Here is a 22,337-nt window from a genome sequence, read left to right on the forward strand (position 1 = left end):
TTAAGTTGACTGAACGAGGTGGAATTGCTATGACAGCTAGGATGTTGGCTTGGAAGCAGCCATTCATTTAAAGAGTGCGTAACAGCTCACTAGTCGAGTGATTCTGCGCGGAAAATACTCGGGCATAAAACGTTTTACCGAAGCTATGGATTCGAAAGAGTGGTAGGGGAGCATTGTAGTTGCGCTGAAGGTGTACTGTGAGGTATGCTGGAGCGACTAGAAAAGCAAATGTAGGCATGAGTAACGATAAAATAGGTGCAAGACCTATTCGCCGTAAGACCCAGGTTTCCGATTCTATGTTAGACAGAGTCGGGTTAGTCGGACCCTAAGGAGTAGCCGAGAGGCGAATCCGATGGAAAATCAGTTAATATTCTGATACTTGTATATTGGGCGAAGCGGGGACGGAGTTGACGGTCATCTGCTCACTGACGGAATAGTGGGCTAAAGTGTGGAGAGAGGACAGTAGTGAAGTACGCTGTCTATTTGAAGCACGATAGTACTTGGATCTCATTAGAGAGAAGAGCTAAGATGTTAGTCAGCTTCCAAGAAAAGCCGCTAAGCATTAACTAATATACAAACCGTACCGCAAACCGACACAGGTGGTCGAGGAGAGTATCCTCAGGCGCTCGAGTGATTCACGGCTAAGGAACTAGGCAAATTGGACGCGTAACTTCGGGAGAAGCGTCGCTCTGAGTAATCAGAGCCGCAGTGAAAAGGCCCAGGCGACTGTTTAGCAAAAACACAGGACTCTGCGAATCCGAAAGGAGAAGTATAGGGTCTGACACCTGCCCGGTGCCGGAAGGTTAAGGAAGGGGGTTAGCGTAAGCGAAGCTCTTGACTGAAGCCCCGGTAAACGGCGGCCGTAACTATAACGGTCCTAAGGTAGCGAAATTCCTTGTCGGGTAAGTTCCGACCTGCACGAATGGTGTAACGATCTGGGCACTGTCTCGGCCGTGAGCTCGGTGAAATTGAAGTATCGGTGAAGATGCCGATTACCCACAACGGGACGAAAAGACCCCGTGAACCTTTACTACAACTTAACATTGTCTTTGAGTAATTGATGTGTAGGATAGGTGGGAGACTATGAAGCTGGTGCGCTAGTGCTGGTGGAGTCGTCCTTGAAATACCACCCTTTAATTGCTTAGAGACTAACCCGGTGGGGGACATTGTTAGGCGGGTAGTTTGACTGGGGTGGTCGCCTCCTAAAAGGTAACGGAGGCTCCCAAAGGTTCCCTCAGCATGGTTGGTAATCATGCGAAGAGCGTATAAGTACAAGGGAGCTTGACTGTGAGACAGACAAGTCGAACAGGGACGAAAGTCGGGTTAAGTGATCCGGCGGTTCTGCATGGAAGGGCCGTCGCTCAAAGGATAAAAGGTACTCCGGGGATAACAGGCTGATCTCCCCCAAGAGCTCATATCGACGGGGAGGTTTGGCACCTCGATGTCGGCTCGTCACATCCTGGGGCTGGAGAAGGTCCCAAGGGTTGGGCTGTTCGCCCATTAAAGTGGCACGCGAGCTGGGTTCAGAACGTCGCAAGACAGTTCGGTCTCTATCTGTTGTGGGCGCTCGAATATTGAAAGGATTTGACTCTAGTACGAGAGGACCGAGTTGAACAGATCTCTAGTGTACCAGTTGTGCCGCCAGGTGCATGCTGGGTAGCTATATCTGGAAAGGATAAGCGCTGAAAGCATCTAAGCGCGAAGCCAACCTTAAGATGAGTATTCGTTGAAGAGACCTGGAAGATGACCAGGTAGATAGGCTATAGGTGGAAGCACAGTGATGTGTTAGGGAGCCAAGTAGTACTAATTTCTCGAAAGCTTCCTTTTTCTTTCTTTTTTTAAAAGAAAGATCGATAATCAACGCACTTTTAAAGTTCTATTACTTTCCTTATGTCATAACGATATAGAGTTTATCCAAAGGGATAGACAAAGATTTAATGGTGGTCATAGCGAGGGGGAGACACCTTTTCCCATTCCGAACAGAGCAGTTAAGCCCCTCAGCGCCGATGGTACTACGAAAGTGGGAGAGTAGGTCACCGCCAACCTAATCTATAAAGCCTGTACAGCAATGTACGGGCTTTTTTTTTGCCCCAAAGAGAGCGCAAGGCCCCGCAGGGGCTGGCGGCTTGCCGCCAAAGAGGAGCGAAGCGAGGACGGCTGAGGGATGGACAGCAGGGCCGCCGCAGGCGGCAGACCCAAGGCTTTTGTAGCGAAGCGAAAAAGCCTGCAGGGCCGAGCAGACCTGCGAGCTGCGACACAGCCCGACCCGCCCGCAGGGCGGGGCAGCCCCAAAATAACAGCAGCAGAAATAGTACATTCTTGATTTTGAAGCGATTTGGGAAAACGACTCGAAAAATTGGGATAAAATAGATACTTTTGTGGGCCTTTAGGGCCTTTTTTTCGTCTATAAGGCAAAGCAACCCTCTTACCGCTGAACATAAGCAGCATATAAAAACAGACTCATGGAACCACAGCCAAAAATTAAGAAGCTGAGCATTATTATACCGGCCTACAATGAAGGTCGGACGATACATCGGATTTTGAACAAAGTGCGGGCCGTAGAACTGCCCCTAGGCATAGCCAAAGAAGTAGTGATTGTTAATGATTGTTCTAAGGATGATACAGAAGAAGCGATTAAGCGGTATCAGGCGGCTCATCCGGAGCTTCCTATTCAGTATTTGGCGCATGAGGTCAACAAAGGAAAAGGGGCGGCCTTGCATACGGGAATTGAGCATGCCTCGGGCGAGTACCTCATCATTCAGGATGCAGACTTAGAGTACGACCCCGAGGAATACAATGACTTGCTCAAGCCGGTGCTTTCTGGTTTTGCAGATATTGTTTATGGCTCTCGTTTTATGGGGGGCAATCCGCACCGAATCTTATTCTTTTGGCATAGCATCGGGAATAAGTTCCTGACCTTTCTGTCGAACATGTTTTCGAACTTGAATTTGACGGATATGGAAACCTGTTACAAACTGTTTCGGACCGATATTATTCAGCAAATTGCGTTGAAAGAAAACCGTTTTGGTTTTGAGCCAGAGGTAACGGCTAAAATTGCTCGTATCCCTAAAATCAGAATTTATGAAGTAGGGATTTCCTATTATGGGCGGACCTATGAGGAAGGGAAAAAAATTGGTTGGCGAGATGGATTTAGAGCCATCTATTGTATCTTGAAGTACAATGTTTTCACCGCCAAGCGAAAAATGTTTAAAAATGGAGTCTTCCAAAGCCAATCCTAATTTAGCAGATCCTGTAGGAGAGCGCACATTAGAGCGTTTTCAATTGGCGAAGGACTTTAATTATTGGATGTATCAGAGCATTGCCCCCTATTGTCCATCTCCTTGTTTAGAAATAGGGAGTGGTTTAGGGAATATCTCTCAGCATTTTATTGCGATCCAAAAAGAGATTTGTTTGACTGATTTGCGGCCGCATTACTGCAGTCGTTTAGCCAAGACTTTTGAGGGGGTAGTGGTAAAGCAGCTAGACCTAGTGGCGGCAGATTTTGAGCGACAATATGCAGAGTTGATAGAGCAATTTGCTTCTGTTTATGCACTAAATGTAGTAGAACACATAGAGGATGACCGGCAGGCTTTGGAAAATTGCTGCAAATTGATTCGAAAAGGGGGAAATCTGGTTATCTTAGTTCCTGCTCATCAGTTTCTGTATAATGGTCTAGATGAAGCTTTGGGCCATTATAAGCGCTACAGCAAAAAGGAATTGCGTCAGCTATTTGAACAACTGGGCCTAAAGGTGCTCAAGGCGCAATATTGGAATGCAGCAGCCATGGCGGGTTGGTGGTGGTATGGTCGAATTCGGAAAGAGAGAGAGCTGCCAGCAAGTCCCCTAAAACGTTACAATCAACTTTTACCAATTATTAAGTTCTTGGACCGTTGTCTTTTGGGGCAAATTGGTAATTCGGTGCTCATTGTGGGCCAAAAAAATTAAACTTAGTTTAGACAGCTATTGCTATGAAAATTACGAACGCACTTTCGCATTTTGCCATTGTCGCTATATTGCTCTTTGCGGCTATACTTTACTTTAAACCTGTAGCCTTAGATAATAAGTCGCTACCAGAAAGTGATAATAGCCAAGCCCGCGGTATGCAGGCGGAAATCCAAAAATATAAAAAGACAGAGGGGGCTGCTCCCCTTTGGACCGATCAGGTCTTTGTTGGGATGCCTTCTTACCAAATTTATGGAGAGTACAACAACAATGTTATCCAAAAGCTATTTCTCTATGTTGTCCGTTTGGGAACTCCTGTCAATACTCCACACATCATTTTATTTATGATGATGTTGCTGGCTTATTTGTCGCTGATTATGTTTGGCGTGAATAAATGGTTAGCGGCATTTGGTGGACTTGCCTTTGGCTTGATGACCAATAATTTGGTCCTTTTTGAGGCAGGCCACTCGACAAAGTTGCATGCCATGACCTATATGGCGCCTATTTTAGCCGCCGCCACAATGGCCCTTAGAGGAAAGCGGATGCTACTGGGGGCTAGCCTAATGGGCTTCTTTTTGGCGGGACAAATTTCGGCGAACCACCTCCAAATTACTTATTATACCTTTATGATGCTGGCCTTTATTGGCGGCGCATTTTTGGTCAATGCCCTATTCAAGCGGGAACAGCTAATGACCGTTGTTAAGGGCGGAAGCTTGCTGATTATTGCGGCGGCCTTGGCCGTAGGAGCCAACTTATCGGCCCTTTGGACCACCTATGAGTATTCTAAAGAAACTATTCGGGGGAAGTCTGAACTAACCGCCTACACCTTAGATGAAAGTGATGCTCGGACCTTGGCCCAAGAAGGAATGCCTGCCGAAAAAATTGCGCAGTTGCAACAGGCTAGAATCCTTAATGAGCCGATTAAAACAGAGACGATCTTTATCAATCGACTAAAAAATGTAATTGGTCCTGATTATGTAAATGCGAATAAAGAGCGCATCCTGGCCCTAGCCTCTAGCCAACAACAAGATGGCTTGAACAAAGATTACATCTTTGGCTGGAGCTATGGAAAAATGGAAACCTTTACGCTTTTGGTGCCTCACTTTTATGGGGGGGCTAATGGAATGTACTTTGCCGATGATCAATCAAAGAGCGGGATTCAGCTCAGTAAAGAGTCAGCTACGGGAAAGGTGATTCAGAAAATGATGCGCAATGTACAAGACCCCAATCAAAGTCAGCAAATTGCCAATCAATTGCTGCAAATGAGTACGCAGTACTGGGGCGCGCAACCCTTTACTAGTGGTCCAGTATATTTTGGGGCCGTGATTTGCCTACTCCTGATTTTAGGCCTCTTCTTGGCTGATGGACCCTTGCGTTGGGGCTTAGGCTTGGCCTTGCTTTTCCTTACCGTTTTGGCTTGGGGCGATAACTTTAAGGCCTTTAACTATTTTATGGTGGATAATTTCCCTATGTATAATAAGTTTCGGGCAGTAAGTATGGCGCTTTCCGCTGCGCAGGTTTTGGCCGCACTTTTGGCCATTTTAGGATTGCAAGGATTCTTTAATTTAGAAGATACAGCCAAGCGAGAAAAGCTACTTTATCTAGCCACTGGAATTACAGCAGGTTTAGCTGTTTTTGCTCTCGCTTATAGTTTTGTGGGCGACCTCTCTGCTCCCAATGATGCTCGCCTAGAGGCTATGGTAGCTCAGGCGCCTCAGTGGGCCGAGTACTTAGAAGCCCTAAAAGAAGATCGGGCGAGCTTGATGCGTGCCGATGCGCTTCGCTCTTTGGTCTTTGTGCTCTTAGCAGCCGGAAGCCTTTGGGCCTTTAATAGAGGTTACTTTAAGGAGAAATTGATTGCCGTAGCGGCTTTGGTCCTTTTGAGCTTGATCGATTTGGTGGGCGTAGACCTCAATTATGTCAATAAGGAAAGCTTCCAACGTAAAAAAGATGTCGCTAGCGCTCCACCCATGACAAAAGCCGATCAGCAGGTGCTCGCTGATAAAGACCCCCACTTCCGTGTTTTTGACCTGATTGCTGGCGCCCGCCGTGGTGGCTCTCCCTCTAATTCTTTTGCCAACTCAGAAGGGGCCTATTTCCATAAGGTGATCGGAGGCTATCATGCCGCCAAACCCATCTTGTTGCAAGAAATAGTAGAGGGCTATTTTAATAGCAATGAAATTTTGACCGATAAGCGGCATTTACTCGAAATGCTGAATGTGAAATACGTCATGCAAAGCCCCGAAAATGCGGTCCAAATTGCTAACTTAGGAAATGCTTGGTTTGTGGATCAGGTCAAGCAGCTGGAAGATGCCGATGCCGTTTATACCGCCTTGGCTACCTTTAACCCCAGAGTGGAGGCGATCACGACAAAAGCTAATGCAGCTTATCTGGATGGCTTAGCGAATACAGCAAGCTCTGGAGATTATATTCGCCTAACGGCTTATCATCCAGAAAAACTCGTCTATGAGTCGCAGGCCCAAAACGAGCGCTTTGCCGTCTTTTCCGAAATCTATTATCCCGCTAGTAAGGGCTGGCATCTCTACATTGATGGACAAAGAGCAGATCAAGATTTTATTAAGGTGAATTATCTGTTGCGTGGGGCCAGAATTCCCGCAGGCCAACATAAAATCGAAATGGTTTTTGAACCTAATTCTTACCATACTGGCGAAACTGTGGCCCTAATTAGCTCTTTGCTGATTCTTTTGGCCCTTTTGGGCACCGGCTTTATAGCTTATCGCCAAGCTCAACTTAAAGCCGAAGAAAGTATGATCTAATAGCCTTAGATGGTACAAATTTAGGCCTCTACGCTGAAGCGTAGAGGCCTATTCTTTTGCGGTCTAGCAGGCCCGAAGGGCCGCAGGCTGAGGGATGGATAGCAGTGGCCGAAGGCCAGACCGAGCTTTTTGAGCAAAGCGAAAAAAGCGATGGGCCGAGCAGACCTGCGAGCTGCGGTACAGCCCGACCCAGCCGAAGGCTGGGGCAGCCCCAAAAAAATATCAAAAACTAAATCCTATTGCCCTTGCTTAAAATAAAAATCATCCTCAATAGAAGAGAGCTCCCAAGGAATTTGCACGCCCTCAGAGGCCTTGCGAACATTTCTGCGAACCCTTTTGAAAATGTCTTCTAACTGAATATTGGACTGCCGCATCTGCGCCAATAATTCCTCCACATAAAGGCTGTGCTCCCCCTTGGGGTTGTTTTTGGCCACCGCCCCCGGAGAGGTCGAAAAGGCAATGAAGGAGTTGTAAGGGGCCGAGTTGATAGAGGCCAAACCGTTGTGGGTGTTGCGGCTGGATTTAAACTCTTTTTTGTAGGGGTTGTCTCGACAAGCATCCAAAATGACAATGTTCAATTCATTGCCCGCATAGTCCATTTCCACCAAAACACGACCCAAATCTACCGACTCAAATTCAATGTCTTGGGCCTTGCGAATATCGGCATTCACAGGCACCAAATAGTTGCGCCCATCGGCCTGCAAACCATGGCCCGTATAGAAAAATAGCCCAACACCGCCCTCTTCCTTGAGCTTTTGACCAAAATCTCGAATCGCCCGCTTCATGTCTTCCTGCTTGGCATTGGTGTAGAGCATGACCTCAAATCCAGAACGCTGCAGCTCCTCCGCCATCGCCAAAGCATCCGACTGCGGGTTTTTTAAAGGCTTATGCTTGTAGGTCGAGTTGCCAAAAACTAGAGCCAAACGCTTCTTCCCCTTAGGGATATTGCTCAAAGCAGGCAAAACCAAACCCTTAATATCACTGGGGTCCAGCTTGTTTTCTGCAAAAGGATCGCTGGCCTTGCTCTCGGTTTTTGGCTCCTCTTTTACTAAGGTCGAAATCGTCTCAAATTGCCCATTATTCCAGCGAACTCTAGCGGTAGACCCATCGGCATAGGTATAAATTCCCTCCCCAACAATCTGGTTGTTCTTAAAAATACCACTAAAACTCTCGCCATTGGCCCATTTGTAGGTCCCTTCTCCCTCTCGCCAATTATTGGCATATTCGCCAATGTATTGCTCCCCATTTACATGAAAAAAATGTCCGTAACCATGCCGCTTATTGGCCCTAAATTGCCCCTTATAAACATTGCCGTTTTTAAAGGTATAATTGCCCCGGCCATGCATCTGGCTCTCCTTAAATTCTCCAATGTACTTATCGCCATTGTCAAAAATAAAACGCCCTTTACCGTTCTCACAATCGCCAACGGTACAGCCTTTTTCTTGGGCCAAAAGGAAAAAAGGCAGAAAAAATAAGCTCAAAAGTAGTGTGTGTTTCATAGTAGCTGCAATTTGCAAAATAATCATAAAGGGGGGCTTCCCGCAGCCCTTTTTAGCGGGGCTGCGGGCGCTATGCTGCGGGGCTCGCTATTCGCTCGGCCCTTCAGCGCTAGCGCGCCTCGGTCTACCCCTTTGGGGCACCCACTCCGCAGCGCTAAGCCATTTGGCCCTGCGGGCCAGGCGGCTTCGCCGCCCAATAGACCAAAATCGGGCCAAGGGAATTTAACTTATTAAATATAGTTTAAAGTGATCTGCCCCCTTCTTTATTTAAGAATAAGCCCTTAGATTGATTCTAAATAATGAAATCAATGTCTAAATATACAACAACTTCTTACCTCATAGAGGGTATGTCCTGCGGGGCCTGTGCCCAAAGTGCAGAAAAAATTCTCTCTCGTCAAAAAGAACTCAGCCGAGTATCGGTCAATTATGCCAGCAAAAAGGTCCAAATTACCGCAGAGCAACCGCCAGATTTAGAGCAGCTCAATGCCGCCCTCAAAAAAGCAGGCTTTCAGTTGCTGCCCTCCGCTCCCGATCAAAGAGCAGTAGCCCGAGAACGGGCCAAAAAGAAACAAAAACAAAGTTTCCGCCAATTGCTCTTGGCCAGTTTGTTTGCCCTGCCTCTTTTTGTTGTCTCTATGCTGATGCCGCCTTTTGCAGGCGATAATTACCTCATGCTATTTTGGGCCTCCATGATTTTGTTTGGCCCCGGACGACAGTTTTTTGTCAAGGCTTGGCAACAACTGAAAGTAGGCCAATCTAATATGGATACTTTGGTGGCCCTAGGCACAGGAACGGCCTATGTATATAGTTTGGTCGCTACTTTTTTGCCCAATTGGTGGAGCAGCCAAGGCCTTAGCCCTCATGTTTATTTTGAAACAGCCGGCCTGCTGCAAACCTTTATCCTTTTGGGCCGCTATTTAGAAGGCCGAGCCAAGGCCAAAGCTTCTAAAGCCTTAGATGCCCTCTTAGATTTACAACCCCCTACGGTCCAAATTTGGCAGCATGAAATCTGGACCGAAATGCCCCTAGCCGCAGCCCAAGCCGGCGACCGCCTGCTCATCCGCCCTGGCGAACAAATTCCTCTAGATGCTACTATCCTCGAAGGCGAATCTGAGGTGGATGAACAGCTGTTGACTGGAGAATCTCTGCCCCAACACAAACTAGTCGGTGCCCCCATTTGGGCGGGCACACTCAACCAAACGGGCCGCTTGGTAGTAGAGGCCAAAAAAGGAGCCGACCAAAGCCGTTTGGCCCAAATTATTGAACTGGTCGAAACAGCCCAAAGCTCTAAGGCCCCCATTCAAAAATTGGTGGATAAGATTTCAGGGATTTTTGTGCCTGTTATTTTGGTTTTGGCCCTGCTTACCGCCTTAATTTGGTTCTTTTTTGGACCCGCACCTATCTGGAGCCATGCGCTAAATAATATGGTGGCTGTTTTGGTCATTGCTTGTCCCTGCGCCCTAGGATTAGCTACTCCTATGGCCATTATGCTAGGCATTGGCCGAGGGGCCAAGTTGGGTTTGCTGCTCAAAGGGGCCGAGAGTCTAGAAGCCGCCCAAGCTATCGATGCCTTTGTCTTTGATAAAACGGGTAGCCTTACCGAGGGCCAAATGAAACTCCAAGCAGAAGAATGGCGCCAATCTATGGCTCACTATTGGCCCGCCCTTTATGCTTTGGAAGAAAATTCAGAACATCCATTAGCCAAGGCTTTGCTAAACTTGAGCGAGCGCCCCAGCCATTTACCAAAGGTAGACCGCTTTCAGGCCCGCTCTGGCCGAGGCGTTTTGGGCCAGATTGCTGGACAAACTTATGCGGTGGGCAATCGCCAGTTATTAGTAGAGCAAGGGCTTGATCCTAAGGATTTAGCCCATGGACCCTGGCAAGCCTGGGAGGCCGAAGGCCAATCGGTCCTCTTTTTTGCCGTAGAACGGCAGCTCATTGCCGCCTTTGCCTTCTCCGATGTATTAAGAGATGGGGCCAAGGAAACGGTAGCGGCCCTACAAGCTCGTGGCATCAAGACCTATATGTTGAGTGGGGACCAAAAAGTGGTGGTGGACCGCCTAGCCAATGAGTTAGGCATTGCCCATGCCCAAGCGGAACTCTTACCTGAAGATAAAATCAATTTCATTAAGGAGCTGCAGGCTCAAGGACTAAGGGTGGCTATGCTCGGAGATGGCCTAAATGATGCCCCCGCTTTGGCCCAAGCCGATTTAGGAGTATCCCTAAATGCAGGAACAGGAGTGGCCCTAGAAGCTGCAGAAGCCTTGTTGCTCAAGAATGAACCCTGGCAGCTCATTCAACTACTCGATTTGGGCCAAGCCAGTATGAAAATTTTGCGACAGAATTTATTCTGGGCCTTTGCCTATAATTTGCTGGGGATACCTATTGCAGCGGGCTTACTTTATCCTTTTACGGGCTATTTGTTAGATCCTATGCTGGCCGGTGCCGCTATGGCTTTTAGTTCGGTTTCGGTAGTGCTCAATAGTTTGCGCCTGCTCTCTTGGCCCATTTCCAAAATGTCTGCCTAGCCTTACTGCTGTTAGAGCGGTATTCGTCGCTACGCTCCTCATGCGTTTTCATAACCCGCCCACCCACCCCTCTGCGGGATTCCCTAAGGAATCCCTTGGGGGAGGCTGGGCCATTTTGCAGCAGACAGGCGGCGAAGCCGCCGCAGGCCTAGCGCTGCGGAGTGGGTGGCGCAGAGCGCCAGACCAAGGCAGCTTGCTGCCGAAGGGCCGAGCGAACAGCGAGCTGCGAAACGTAGCGCCGCAGCTCTGCTGCGGAGGCCCAAAAACCTCAAAATAAGTCGCTCAACAAAAGCGGCTTTTGCCGAACAAGCCTTATATTTGCGCCCAAATTCTATTGCAAAACCGCTCATCGAGCTGCAGAATATATACTAAACATGAAAATCTCACTTAACTGGTTGAAGCGTTACCTAAGCTGCGACCTATCTCTAGATAAAATTAGCGAAAGACTGACCGATATTGGATTAGAAGTAGATGGAGTAGAAACCACGGAAACAATTCCAGGTAGTTTGCAAGGGCTAGTTGTTGGCTATGTAGAAAGCTGCGAAAAGCATCCGGATGCCGATAAACTTTCTCTTACTCAAGTGAATGTAGGAGCCGAAGAACTACTTCCCATTGTCTGCGGAGCACCCAATGTAGCCCAAGGGCAAAAAGTAGTTGTGGCCACTGTGGGGACCACCCTCTATCCCGAAAAAGGCGATGCCTTCAAAATTAAAAAAGGAAAAATCCGTGGTCAAGTTTCTATGGGCATGATCTGCGCCGAGGATGAAATTGGTCTAGGCCAATCTCATGCGGGCATTATGGTTTTGGACCAAGATGCGCCTGTTGGTAGCCCCATGGCGGATTATATCAACAGCCTTGGAGGCTATAAGGGCAAAAAAGCCGAAACCGACGCCCTCATTGAAATCGGTTTGACCCCCAACCGTTCAGATGCGACTAGCCACTATGGTGTTGCTTTTGACCTAGCTGCCGCCCTTAACTTTGAAGAGGAGGGAAGCGCCAAACTAGAACTACCTGCTGTAACAGACTTTGCCCTAGGTACCTCAAAATTGGCCATGGGACTAGAGGTAAAAGCAACAGAAAAAGTGCTTCGCTATTCGGGCTTAGTCATTGAAGGAATAAAGGTTCAGGACTCTCCCGAATGGTTGCAGCAACATCTTAAAGCCATTGGCATTCAGCCAACTAACAATATCGTAGATATTACCAATTTCGTTTTGCATGAAATGGGCCAGCCCTTGCATGCTTTTGATTACGATCAGATTAAAGGCGCGAAAATTCAACTAGACTGCCTAGCCGCCGATACGCCCTTTTTGGCCCTAGATGGCCAAGAATATTCATTGCGCGCCGAGGATCTCATGATCTGTGATGCAGAAGGCCAAGCCCTTTGCATGGCTGGCGTTTATGGGGGAAAAGATTCTGGCGTGAGCGAAAAAACCGTAAACATCTTCTTGGAATCGGCTTGTTTTGATGCTCAAAGCATCCGCCAATCGAGCATGAAGCATAATTTGCGGACCGATGCCGCCACTCGCTTTGAGAAAGGCAGCGACCCCAATGCTACTATCTATGCGCTTCAACGTGCCGCCCTTTTGATTAAAGAGTTGGCCGGTGGAGAATTTGGCAGCGAATTGATGGATTACTATCCTCAGCCCGTCGCCCGCCCAGAAGTAAAACTACGCTACAAGCGCCTTAATGGCTTGATTGGGGTAGAATTGCCCAAAGCCGAGGTCAAAAGAGTATTGGCCCTTCTAGATATGCCTATTGTCTCTGAAGATGAAGAGCAACTCATTGTTGCCGTACCCACCAACAAGACCGATGTCTTGAGAGAAGTGGATATCATTGAGGAAATTCTCCGCATCTATGGATTCAACAAGGTGCCCAACTCAGATAAAGTAGCTTATAATCTTAGCTTTCCCAAAAAGCCAGAGAGCCTAAAACTCCGCCATCGCTTGGCCGAAAACCTAGCCGCCGCAGGCTATACCGAAATGATGGCCCTCTCGCTTTCTAAAAATAGCTATTACGAAACCCTCTACCCCATTGCTACAGAGCAATTGGTAGAAATTCACAATACCTCTAATCAAGAGCTGAGCCTCATGCGCCCCTCTATGCTCATGGGCGGCCTAGAAGCCATTTTGCACAACCAAAATCGCCAACAAGATAACCTCCGCTTTTTTGAGTTTGGCAAAACTTACCGCAGAGATGAACAAGGCGCTTTTGTAGAAACCGAACGCCTAGCTTTCTTCCTCACCGGAAAAAAACAAGAGGAAAGCTGGTTGCAGCCTCAAACCGAATTGAGCTACTACGACCTCAAAGCAGTGGTGGAAAATAGCCTAGCCAAATTGGGCATTGACCTCAACGCCCGCAATATCCAACAGCAAGTTATCGAGGATGAAAAACCTTGGGCCTACGCCCTCCAAGCCAATATTCGCCTAGGCAAAACCGCCGACGAACTATTGGTTATGGGCCGAGTAGACCCCGAACTCCTCTATGAATTCGGCATCAAAAAACCCGTCTACTTTGCTAGCCTCAATTGGGAAACCCTCATGAAGGTAGTGGCCAAGAAAAAGGTCAAATATCAACCCATTAGCAAGTTCCCCGCTATGCGTAGAGACCTCGCTTTAGTCGTGGATAAGGCTGTTCGCTTTACTGAAATTGTAAAAATTGCAGAAAAGCAGGCAAAAAAATGGCTAAAAGCTGTAAATTTATTCGATATTTATGAAAATGAAAGCCAACTCGGAGAAGGCAAAAAGTCTTATTCTGTTAGCTTCATTTTTCTAGATGAAAATAAAACCTTGAAAGATAAAGAGGTGGATAAGGTGATGCAACAGCTTATGCAGCAGTACGAAAAACAACTGCAAGCGCTCATTCGCCGCTAAACCTCCTAGCCTTATCATTATGAGTCTTTTAGACGAGAAATTAAGCGAAGTTCTACAAAAAGTTCAGCTCTTGTTGCAAGAAAACCAATTGCAAAAACAAGAGCTGCAGCGCCTTCGTCTACAAAACGAAGAACTTCGGGCCCAACAAGACCAACTGCAAGAAAAATTGCAGGCCCAATCGGCCCAAAATGCTGCCCAACAACAACTTCAATCACAGGTTTCGAAATATATAGAGGATATTGATTCTGCCATTGAATGGCTGAAAGCACTCGATTAAACTATGTCGAAAGAAAATCTCCATAGCATCAAAGTAGAAATAGCCGGACGTAGCTACCCGCTTTTTGTAACCGACAAAGAGCGAGAGGCCGTCCTGTTGCTCGGAGAAAAAATTAACGAAGAGATTAACGATCTGCATGCTCGCTATGCCAATAGCCTAGTTAAACAGGATATTATGGCCATGCTATTACTTACCTACGGCAAAAAAATGCAAGAATTAGAAGAAAGTACTAGCCTGCCCTCCATAGAAGATAAAATCAATCAACTCCAAAATCTTTTATCCGAAATCCCCCTTGAAGATTAAGCACTTTTTGTAAAATTTCCCTTGTCTAAAAGTTTGTACCGCATTTTGTTGCCCAGCTCGCTGGGCCCTACATACTTTTACTATTCTTTTTAAATTATAACGACAATGGAAATCATCATAGCCCTTTTGGGCCTTGCCATCGGTTCCGGCCTAGGGTACTACCTCGGTACTAAGGTCCTGAACAAAACGGTGCGCGACAAAGAAGAGGACCTGGAATCTAGAATCCAAGATATCCTCCAACAAGCTAAAGATAAAAAAGCCGAGGCCGAAGCCGACGCCCGCCAAGCCGCTTCCAAAATTATTGAGGACGCTAAACGCAATGGCGAAAATATTAAACGCAAGAAAATTAAAGAGGCTAAAGATCTCTACAATAAAAAGAAATCTGAATTTGATGCCAAGGCTAACCGCCGAGACCAACAACTGAAAAATGCCGAGAATAAGGCTAAGGAAAAAGAAAATCAACTCCGCCAAGAAGAAGGAAAACTTAAAAAGGAGGCCGAGACAAATGCTCAACTCCGCCAACAACTAGAACAGAAAATTCAAGATACTACCGCCAAAGCAGAAGCTATGGCCCAGCAAGAAGAACAGTTCCGATTTGCACTCGAAAAAGTCGCCAAAATGTCGGCCCAAGAAGCTAAAGAAGAACTGATCAAAAATATGCGCGATAAGGCCGAATCCGAAGCTATCGCCCTGGTGAAAGACCGTATCGAAGAAGCTAAGTTAACCGCTAATAAGGAAGCCAAAAAGATTGTGATCCAAACCATTCAAAGAATGGCCGCAGAACACACAATCGAAAATACCGTTTCTGTCTTCCACCTCGATTCAGATGACCTCAAAGGCCAAATTATCGGTAGAGAAGGCCGAAATATCCGTACCCTAGAAGCCGCTACCGGCGTAGAGGTGATCGTAGACGATACCCCCGAAGCCATCATTATCTCTAGCTTCGACCCCGTCCGCCGTGAGGTTTGCCGCCTCTCTTTACAACGACTCGTTGCCGACGGACGTATCCACCCCGCTCGCATCGAAGAAGTAGTGGCCAAAACACGCAAGCAAATCGAAGAGCAGATTATGGAAATCGGTCAACGTACCGTAATTGACCTCAATATCCACGGTATGCAACCCCAACTTATTCGTATGGTGGGCCGCATGCGCTTCCGCTCTTCTTATGGCCAAAACCTACTCAAACACTCTATCGAAACCGCTAAGCTTTGCGCTACTATGGCCGCCGAATTAGGCCTCTCTCCCCGAGAAGTCAAAATGGCCAAAAGAGCCGGACTCCTACACGATATCGGAAAAGTATCTGAGGAGGAAACCGAACTCTCGCACGCTATCCTCGGTATGAAGCTTTGCGAAAAACATGGCGAAAAAGCGCCCGTGATTAACGCCGTTGGTGCCCACCACGATGAGGTCGAAATGAAGTTTATTATCTCGCCCATTATCCAAGCTTGTGATGCCATTTCTGGGGCCCGCCCTGGCGCCCGCCGAGAAATTCTCGAAAGCTATATCCAACGAATCAACGAACTGGAACAACGCGCGCTCTCTTATGATGGCGTCCAAAAAGTTTATGCTATGCAAGCCGGCCGCGAACTCCGCGTGATCGTAGAAGCCGATAAGGTGAGCGACCAAAAAGCCGACGAACTGTCTTTCCTCATCTCTCAGCAGATCCAAAACGAAATGCAGTACCCCGGCCAAATTAAAATTACGGTGATCCGTGAAAAACGTGCCGTGGCTTTCGCCCGCTAATAAGTAGCTTTTGCTATATCGCCCCTCCGCATTTTGTGGAGGGGCTTTTTTTTGCCTTTTTTTGGGGCCCGCGGCCAGCTCGGCAAAGCCGAGCTGGCCGCCGCTATGCTGCGCCGCTCGCAGGTCTGCTCGGCCCTGCAGCCGCCTGCGGCGGCTTGGGTCTGGCCCTGCGGGCCACGGCTGCGCAGCGCTGGGCCGCTCATCTTTTGTACTTTCTCTATAGGCTCTGCTTCGGCCCCCTTGGCCCAAAAGCCAATTTTATAGGCCTGTGCATCAGAAGAAAGCATAGAGGGCTGCCCCCCGCTTAATGTTAGGAGCAATTTCTCCCCCTATACAGCTCATCGCAAGGCAGAAGCAAGGGAGGGCTAGGGCTAATCTCCTGGACCAAGAGCAGGCGGCGAAGCCGCCTGCAAAGGGCCGAAGGCCCAAGGCTGAGGGGCTGTAGCAGGGCCGCCAAAGGCGGCAGACCAAAGCGGCTTTTGCCGCTGCAGGGCCGAGCAAACCTGCGAGCTGCGCAATGGCCCGACCCGCCCAAAGGGCGGGGCAGCCCAAAAAAAACAACTGCAGAATCTCCCTCTCCCAAAATTATCGCCCGCTTTAACCTCTAGTTAATAGTAGCTTAGTATCTTGAGTTCACTATCTTAGTCAAAATCACAAGCACCCACCATAAAATAATTGCGATGAAAAAACTTCTCCTCGGCCTCCTGCTCTTGCCTCTCGGCCTAGCCAGCCAAAGCCTTACCGACGATTTTAGCGATGGCGACTTTACTAGCAATCCTAGCTGGACCGGTGATCAAGCCCAATATACCATCAATGCTAACAATGAATTAGCGATTAATGACCTCGGCAATACTGGCAATAGCAGCCTGTATGTGGGCGCCAATATGCAAGATAGTACCGTTTGGGAGTTCCTGATAAAAACAAACCTGACAACCTCTGGACCCTCTAGCTCTAATAAGGTACGCGTCTATCTCCAAATTGATCAAGCCGATGTTAACGCTAACCTCAATGGCTACTATCTGGAGTTTGGCGAAAGTGGCAGCAATGACGCCCTAGAGCTTTACCGAATTACAAACGGCTCTTCCTCTAGCCTGATCCGAGGAACAGATGGCCAAATGGCCGGCCCTAGCCATAATGTCCGTGTCCGCATTAGCCGAGATAATGCCGGCAACTGGGAGCTAAGCGCCGATTATAGCGGAGGTACTAACTTCGTCTCGGAAGGAACCACCCAAGATAATAGCCATAATGCAGGCAGCTTCTTTGCTATCCGCACGTATTATTCTTCTACCCAAGGCGACCGCTTTTCCTATGACGATATTTCAATTTCGCCCCTTTTTGTGGACCAACAAGCGCCCAGCCTGCTCTCGGCCTCTGCCGCCTCAGCAACTACTGTAGCAGTGCTTTTTGATGAGGCCCTAGACCCCACAACAGCCAATAATGCCGCTAACTATAGCCTGAATAATGGCCTGACCGTCTCCGCTGCTCAACTCGATGCCCAAAACCCCAATCAGGTGAACCTGACGGTAAGCAGCATGCAGTCGCAAACGAGCTATCAGCTAAGCGTGAATAATGTGGAGGACCTATCGGGTAATGCCCTGAGCAACCAAAGCACTACCTTTACTTATGTTCAGTTGGTCACCCCCGCTTATCAAGATCTCATCTTTAATGAACTGATGATCGATCCCTCTCCCGTAGTCAATTTACCCGAAGCCGAGTTTATCGAAATCTATAACCGAGGCACAGGAGCCGTGGATCTCAGCAATTATGAGCTGATCCACCGCAGCGCTAGCAGCGGTACCGAAACTAGCCGCAACCTAGCCAATTATATCCTCTTGCCCAATGAATACCTGATCCTGCACAATGATGCGGCCTATACAACGGCTAGCAATCAACAGCAAATAGCAGGCTTTCCCTCTCTAAATAATACCAGCGCCTACCTGCTGCTCAAAACGCCCGCTGGCCAATTGGTCGATAGCATTTTGTATAGCAACGATTGGTACCAAGATGATAATAAAGATGCCGGCGGCTGGACCCTAGAGCTAATCAATCCCAATTTGGTCTGTAAAGGCGGCAATAACTGGATCGCCTCCAATGATCTTAATGGCGGAACCCCAGGCGCCCCCAATTCGGTCCTAGACAATACCGTAGATACTACAGCCCCAGTCATTCTTCAAGCCCGTCAGGCTTCTGTGAATCAAGCGGTTTTGGTCTTCGATGATATTTTAGATGCCCTAGCGGCCACGGATATCGCTAACTATAGTATAGATAATGGCCTGAATGTCGTTTTTGCCCAGCTCTTGGACCAATATACCGTTGAGCTGACCTTTAATAGCAATATGCAAAGCCAAAATACCTATAGCATTACAGCCAATAATGTGGGCGACTGTGTAGGCAATCTGGCCAATAGAACGGCTAGCTTTGTCTATTATGAAGTGGAAGCTGCCGAACATTATGATATCCTAATCAACGAAATCTTGGCCGATGCCTCTCCCTCCGTAGGCTTGCCAGAACTCGAGTTTGTAGAGCTTTATAACCGCTCCAATAAGTATATCAATCTCCTTAATTATCGCTTTAGCGATGGGACAAGTAGCCGAGATGCCGTCTTTCCCTTCTATATCTTGGCCCCCGGCGAATATCTCATCATTAGCGGAGAAGAACAGGGCCAGTCTTATAGCAGTTTTGGCCCAACAATCACATTCACGAGCTTTCCAGACCTCAACGCTGGGGGAGAGCTCATTAGCCTGAGTGCCGCAAACGGAAATATTATTGATGCCGTAGACTTTAGCTCCGACTGGTATAGCGAAAGCAGCAAGGCCGATGGTGGCTGGACCCTCGAACGCATCAATCCTAACCGCCCCTGCGAGGGCGCTAGCAACTGGATGGGCTCTATCGCTCAACCGCCTAATTATGCTACGGTTGGGGGAACGCCCGGACAAGAAAATTCGGTCTACCAAGATAATCCCGACCAATTCGCTCCCGACCTTATCCGCGCCTATCCTTTTGGGGCCAGTATTGCCGCCAATGGCGATAGCATCCGCCTCTTTTTCTCCGAGGCTTTGGATGATAGCACGGCCGTTAACTTGGCCAACTTTAGTCTGGATAATGGCCTGATGGTCCAAGAGGCCTATCTGGAAGCCCCCAATTACAATACTTTGGTCATTGTTACCGATCAAGGACTAAGCGCTAATACGATTTATACCATTAGCCTAACCAATGGCCTGACCGATTGCGTAGGCAACCCCATTGGCCTGATCAATAGTACCCAGTTTGCCCTGCCCCAAAGCATTGCCGCTGGCGATCTCCAACTTAATGAGGTCCTTTTCAATCCCGCTACGGGCGGTAGCGATTTTGTAGAAATCTATAACGCCTCGGAGAAGGTGCTCAACCTAGGCGACCTCTGGATTGCCAACACCACCGAAGAAAGTACTTTGCTGGATGATGCCAATCGAGTAGTGGGCAATTTGCTCATTTTCCCTGGCAGTTATGCGGTACTCACTGAGGGAGCCGCCGCTCTGGCCCGCCAATATGCCCGCCCAGTAGGCCAACCCACTCCCGATTTAAGCAAGATGCTCGAAACAGACCTGCCTGCTTATAATGATGATGAAGGAACGGTTTTAATCTATAGCGTGACGAATAATCAGGCGGTCTTTGTGGACCAATTTGATTATTCTGAGGATTTCCATAATGAATTGCTCGATGAGGTGGATGGCGTTTCTCTAGAACGCATCGATCTAAATGCGCCTACCAACGATCCTAATAACTGGCATTCGGCTGCGCAGGCCGCTAGCTTTGCCACCCCAACTTATGAGAATAGTAGCGCTTTGCGCAATGAGGTCTTGGGCCAAGAATTACTAGAGTTGCCCAATACCACCTTCTCGCCTGATGGCGACGGCTTTGAGGATTTTCTATTGATTAACTATAGTTTGCCCGCTCCCGATTATGTGGCAGAGGTGGCCGTCTATGATGCAAATGGCCGCTTTATTAAGCAGTTGGTGCAAAGCGAAAGCCTCTTGCAAGAGGGCTTTTTGCAATGGGATGGCAGCAATGAAGCCGGCGAAAAGGCCCTGGTGGGTCCCTATATCATTCTGGCCAAGTTGGTTTCTCCCTCTGGAGACACAAAAGTGGAAAAGAAGACTTGTGTGCTGGCCGCCAAGTTTTAATCCCTAAGCAAAACGAGCCGTTTAGGCGCTAGTTTTAGATAAGCAATTAGTCATTTCGATGGCTAGTTGCTTATTTTTTTGGGGCCCGCGGCCGACTAGGCTTCGCCTAGGTCGGCCGCCGCTATGCTGCGGGGCTCGCAGGTCTGCTCGGCCCTGCGCTTTTTTTCGCTTTGCTCAAAAAAAGCTGGGTCTGGCCTTCGGCCACCCGCTCCGCAGCGCTGGGCCAATGCCCGCCTGGCCCATAAAAAAAGGCTGGGCAAAAAATAGCCGATTTATGCTTATTGCTAAGGAGTAAAGCGGGCTGTACTGCCGTTTTGGAGCAAGCTGAAAATAAAAATCCCCTCGCAAGGAGGGGATAGTAAAAGTAATGATAAACGCCTGTTTGTTAGTTAGTGCCAGGGGCTTCATCATCTTCCAAAACTTCAACTTCTACCTTAGCAGAGCTGTTTTCGGAATTTTCCAAGACCAAGAGGCGATGCCCAAGCGGTAGCTGTAGGCGAGCATTTTGGCTATTTTGTAGGCGATAAACTTGATCGGGGGTATCTGCCGAATTAGCTACAGTATAATACTGAAGGTTGTCTCCTTCTAGTAGCTGTAGGCGAATCGTTTCTCCACCCGCAAGCAAGCCCTCTAGCTTGACGACTCGGCTTTGGGGGGCAAGATCAAATTCAAAGAGGTCGTAGTTTTCTTCTTCCTCGCTATTGTTGTTGCTGCTGCTTGAGCGGCGACGGAAATACTTCAGTTCGTAGAAGTTGGTCACTCGGTGCAGTTCTCTGTAGTAGTGCCCAATTAGGCGACCAAAGGCCCCAAAGAGTACGGTGGCCAATTCCTTACGCAAGGCCTCTAGGCTGGCAGAGTGAATGCTTTTTTGGCCCTCATTTCCTTGCTGTTCTTGGCGCAAAAGCTCTAGCTGCTGCCCAAAAGCAAGGATGTCTCCGCCCAATGTTCCCAGTTGCGGGTCCATGCTAAGGGCTTCTCCCAAGGTCATTACAGCTTCAATACGCATTTCATAAGCTCCTTTCTGGAAAGGGGCGCGGCCATTAGGCAACAAAGATTGATACTGATTGCTTCTGTCATCATAAATCATCTGAATCTCTACATCCCATCGACGGATTTTCTCGCTAGAAAGCAAGGCCGTCATATTTGTAAAATCAAGCGTCTTTAGACGGTAAGCATTGATTTGGAGTGTCTTTGCTCGATACTGCCGAACAAAGTTGCTATAGGCGGGCTGCACAAAGGTCAAGATGTCTTGAATGACCGCATCATTCGGGGCTTCTGCAATAAGTTTGTGAATGTGGTCCGTAGACATCAGGTACATTTTCTTTAAGCTGCTTTGAGTAGAGCTATTGACGAAGTTCTCAATCTTGCTCCAGTCTTCTTGATATCCCATAAGTTTTGTGTTTAAATGGGGTTAATGAATTATTTACGTTATAAAACTAGGGATATACTTTTAAAATGTCAAGCCTTTTGCCAAAAAAATATAACTTTTTAACATTTGCTGTTTACGCAGACCTATTTTTTGTAGTTGATCAACTAAATTTAATACTGTACTATAATAGAACAGTTGTTTTGGGGCAAGAGCTGAATGACAGCAGGGAAAAAGCTAATGTTTAGCGCTACTCTGCAGTTTACAAATAGCCTGGGCATAGCGCCCGCCTCACTCTGCAGATACATAATGAGCAGAAACAGTTGTTTAGAGCTAATCTGCAGTTGCAAAACGTCTCTGGCGTGACGCCGGAGCTAATCTGCAGTTGCAAAATGTCTCTGGCGTGGCGCCAGAGCTAATCTGCAGTTGCAAAACGCCTCTGGCGTGGCGCCGGAGCTAATCTGCAGTTGCAAAACGCCTCTGGCGTGGCGCCGGAGCTAATCTGCAGTTGCAAAACGCCTCTGGCGTGGCGCCAGAGCTAATCTGCAGTTGCAAAACGCCTCTGGCGTGGCGCCGGAGCTAATTTGCAGTTTACAAACTCCTCCGGGCATATCTATAATGTCCTATCTTTTTTTTCTGGACCGACCCTACTACAGTTTAGAGATAGGCGCTTAGCAGCGAAATATGGAAGACGGCTGTATTTTGGGGCTAAATATCCTGTAGCCCAAATGGCCTAGCGATGTGCAGCAGTGGCCGTTAGGCCAGACCAAGCGGGCGAAGCCCGCGCAGGGCCGAGCGAACAGCGAGCTGCGAAACGTAGCGCCGCAAGGCGAAGCCGCAGCGGAGGCCCCAAAAAAACAACTAAATAAAAG

11 protein-coding genes and 2 rRNA genes (1 of these 13 cut by a window edge) are annotated in these 22,337 nt (G+C 48.1%); 11 read left to right on the plus strand and 2 right to left on the minus strand.

All coding sequences use genetic code 11. The annotated features are described in order from the left end of the window. The 5 genes from OP864_RS11105 to OP864_RS11130 all read left to right on the plus strand — a co-directional run. Positions 1-1,827, plus strand: a 23S ribosomal RNA gene (locus OP864_RS11105) (it extends 986 nt beyond the left edge of the window). Between the two features lie 109 nt (positions 1,828-1,936). Further along, positions 1,937-2,045: ribosomal RNA gene (gene rrf / locus OP864_RS11110) — 5S ribosomal RNA — on the plus strand. A 417-nt stretch (positions 2,046-2,462) separates the two neighbouring features. Further along, positions 2,463-3,239: a glycosyltransferase family 2 protein gene (locus OP864_RS11120; protein WP_015693111.1), complete on the plus strand. Its 777-nt coding sequence runs from the start codon at positions 2,463-2,465 to the stop codon at positions 3,237-3,239. Then, entirely contained in the window at positions 3,214-3,945 is a 732-nt protein-coding gene (locus OP864_RS11125; protein WP_270098253.1) for a class I SAM-dependent methyltransferase, read from the plus strand. Before OP864_RS11120 ends, OP864_RS11125 begins: the two co-directional genes overlap by 26 nt. Positions 3,946-3,968: 23 nt before the next feature. Then, on the plus strand, positions 3,969-6,719 hold the full coding sequence (locus OP864_RS11130; protein ID WP_270098254.1) for a hypothetical protein: 2,751 nt from the start codon (positions 3,969-3,971) through the stop codon (positions 6,717-6,719). A gap of 236 nt (positions 6,720-6,955) precedes the next feature. Here OP864_RS11130 and OP864_RS11135 read toward each other — a convergent pair whose 3' ends face one another. Continuing rightward, on the minus strand, positions 6,956-8,218 hold the full coding sequence (locus OP864_RS11135) for a caspase family protein (RefSeq protein WP_270098255.1): 1,263 nt from the start codon (positions 8,216-8,218) through the stop codon (positions 6,956-6,958). 308 nt (positions 8,219-8,526) lie between these two features. Here OP864_RS11135 and OP864_RS11140 point away from each other — a divergent pair, with 308 nt between their 5' ends. The 6 genes from OP864_RS11140 to OP864_RS11165 all read left to right on the plus strand — a co-directional run bounded on the left by OP864_RS11140 (position 8,527) and on the right by OP864_RS11165 (position 20,099). Beyond that, positions 8,527-10,746, plus strand: a complete 2,220-nt coding sequence (locus OP864_RS11140) for a heavy metal translocating P-type ATPase (protein ID WP_270098256.1) — start codon at positions 8,527-8,529, stop codon at positions 10,744-10,746. Between the two features lie 374 nt (positions 10,747-11,120). Next, complete coding sequence (gene pheT, locus OP864_RS11145; protein ID WP_270098257.1) at positions 11,121-13,616, plus strand: phenylalanine--tRNA ligase subunit beta; 2,496 nt, start codon at positions 11,121-11,123, stop codon at positions 13,614-13,616. Between the two features lie 19 nt (positions 13,617-13,635). Beyond that, the gene (locus OP864_RS11150; protein ID WP_015693119.1) at positions 13,636-13,893 is read left to right on the plus strand and encodes a hypothetical protein; all 258 of its coding nucleotides are present in this window, start codon (positions 13,636-13,638) and stop codon (positions 13,891-13,893) included. A 3-nt stretch (positions 13,894-13,896) separates the two neighbouring features. Continuing rightward, positions 13,897-14,196: a cell division protein ZapA gene (locus OP864_RS11155; protein WP_015693120.1), complete on the plus strand. Its 300-nt coding sequence runs from the start codon at positions 13,897-13,899 to the stop codon at positions 14,194-14,196. Between the two features lie 105 nt (positions 14,197-14,301). Next, positions 14,302-15,939: a ribonuclease Y gene (gene rny, locus OP864_RS11160; RefSeq protein WP_270098258.1), complete on the plus strand. Its 1,638-nt coding sequence runs from the start codon at positions 14,302-14,304 to the stop codon at positions 15,937-15,939. Positions 15,940-16,619: 680 nt separating this feature from the next. Beyond that, the gene (locus OP864_RS11165) at positions 16,620-20,099 is read left to right on the plus strand and encodes a lamin tail domain-containing protein (RefSeq protein ID WP_270098259.1); all 3,480 of its coding nucleotides are present in this window, start codon (positions 16,620-16,622) and stop codon (positions 20,097-20,099) included. A 385-nt stretch (positions 20,100-20,484) separates the two neighbouring features. On the opposite strand, the gene OP864_RS11170 is transcribed toward OP864_RS11165, so the two are convergent. Continuing rightward, complete coding sequence (locus OP864_RS11170) at positions 20,485-21,489, minus strand: hypothetical protein (RefSeq protein WP_270098260.1); 1,005 nt, start codon at positions 21,487-21,489, stop codon at positions 20,485-20,487. Positions 21,490-22,337 lie beyond the last annotated feature (848 nt).

The sequence above is a fragment of the Saprospira grandis genome, from assembly GCF_027594745.1.
GTDB lineage: Bacteria > Bacteroidota > Bacteroidia > Chitinophagales > Saprospiraceae > Saprospira > Saprospira grandis.

Bases quoted from the DNA above. Each gene is read 5' to 3' on its own strand.
- OP864_RS11120 (WP_015693111.1), top strand. From the start codon at position 2,463: ATGGAACCACAGCCAAAAATTAAGAAGCTGAGCATTATTATACCGGCC.
- OP864_RS11125 (WP_270098253.1), top strand. From the start codon at position 3,214: ATGGAGTCTTCCAAAGCCAATCCTAATTTAGCAGATCCTGTAGGAGAG.
- OP864_RS11130 (WP_270098254.1), top strand. From the start codon at position 3,969: ATGAAAATTACGAACGCACTTTCGCATTTTGCCATTGTCGCTATATTG.
- OP864_RS11135 (WP_270098255.1), bottom strand. From the start codon at position 8,218: ATGAAACACACACTACTTTTGAGCTTATTTTTTCTGCCTTTTTTCCTT.
- OP864_RS11140 (WP_270098256.1), top strand. From the start codon at position 8,527: ATGTCTAAATATACAACAACTTCTTACCTCATAGAGGGTATGTCCTGC.
- pheT (WP_270098257.1), top strand. From the start codon at position 11,121: ATGAAAATCTCACTTAACTGGTTGAAGCGTTACCTAAGCTGCGACCTA.
- OP864_RS11150 (WP_015693119.1), top strand. From the start codon at position 13,636: ATGAGTCTTTTAGACGAGAAATTAAGCGAAGTTCTACAAAAAGTTCAG.
- OP864_RS11155 (WP_015693120.1), top strand. From the start codon at position 13,897: ATGTCGAAAGAAAATCTCCATAGCATCAAAGTAGAAATAGCCGGACGT.
- rny (WP_270098258.1), top strand. From the start codon at position 14,302: ATGGAAATCATCATAGCCCTTTTGGGCCTTGCCATCGGTTCCGGCCTA.
- OP864_RS11165 (WP_270098259.1), top strand. From the start codon at position 16,620: ATGAAAAAACTTCTCCTCGGCCTCCTGCTCTTGCCTCTCGGCCTAGCC.
- OP864_RS11170 (WP_270098260.1), bottom strand. From the start codon at position 21,489: ATGGGATATCAAGAAGACTGGAGCAAGATTGAGAACTTCGTCAATAGC.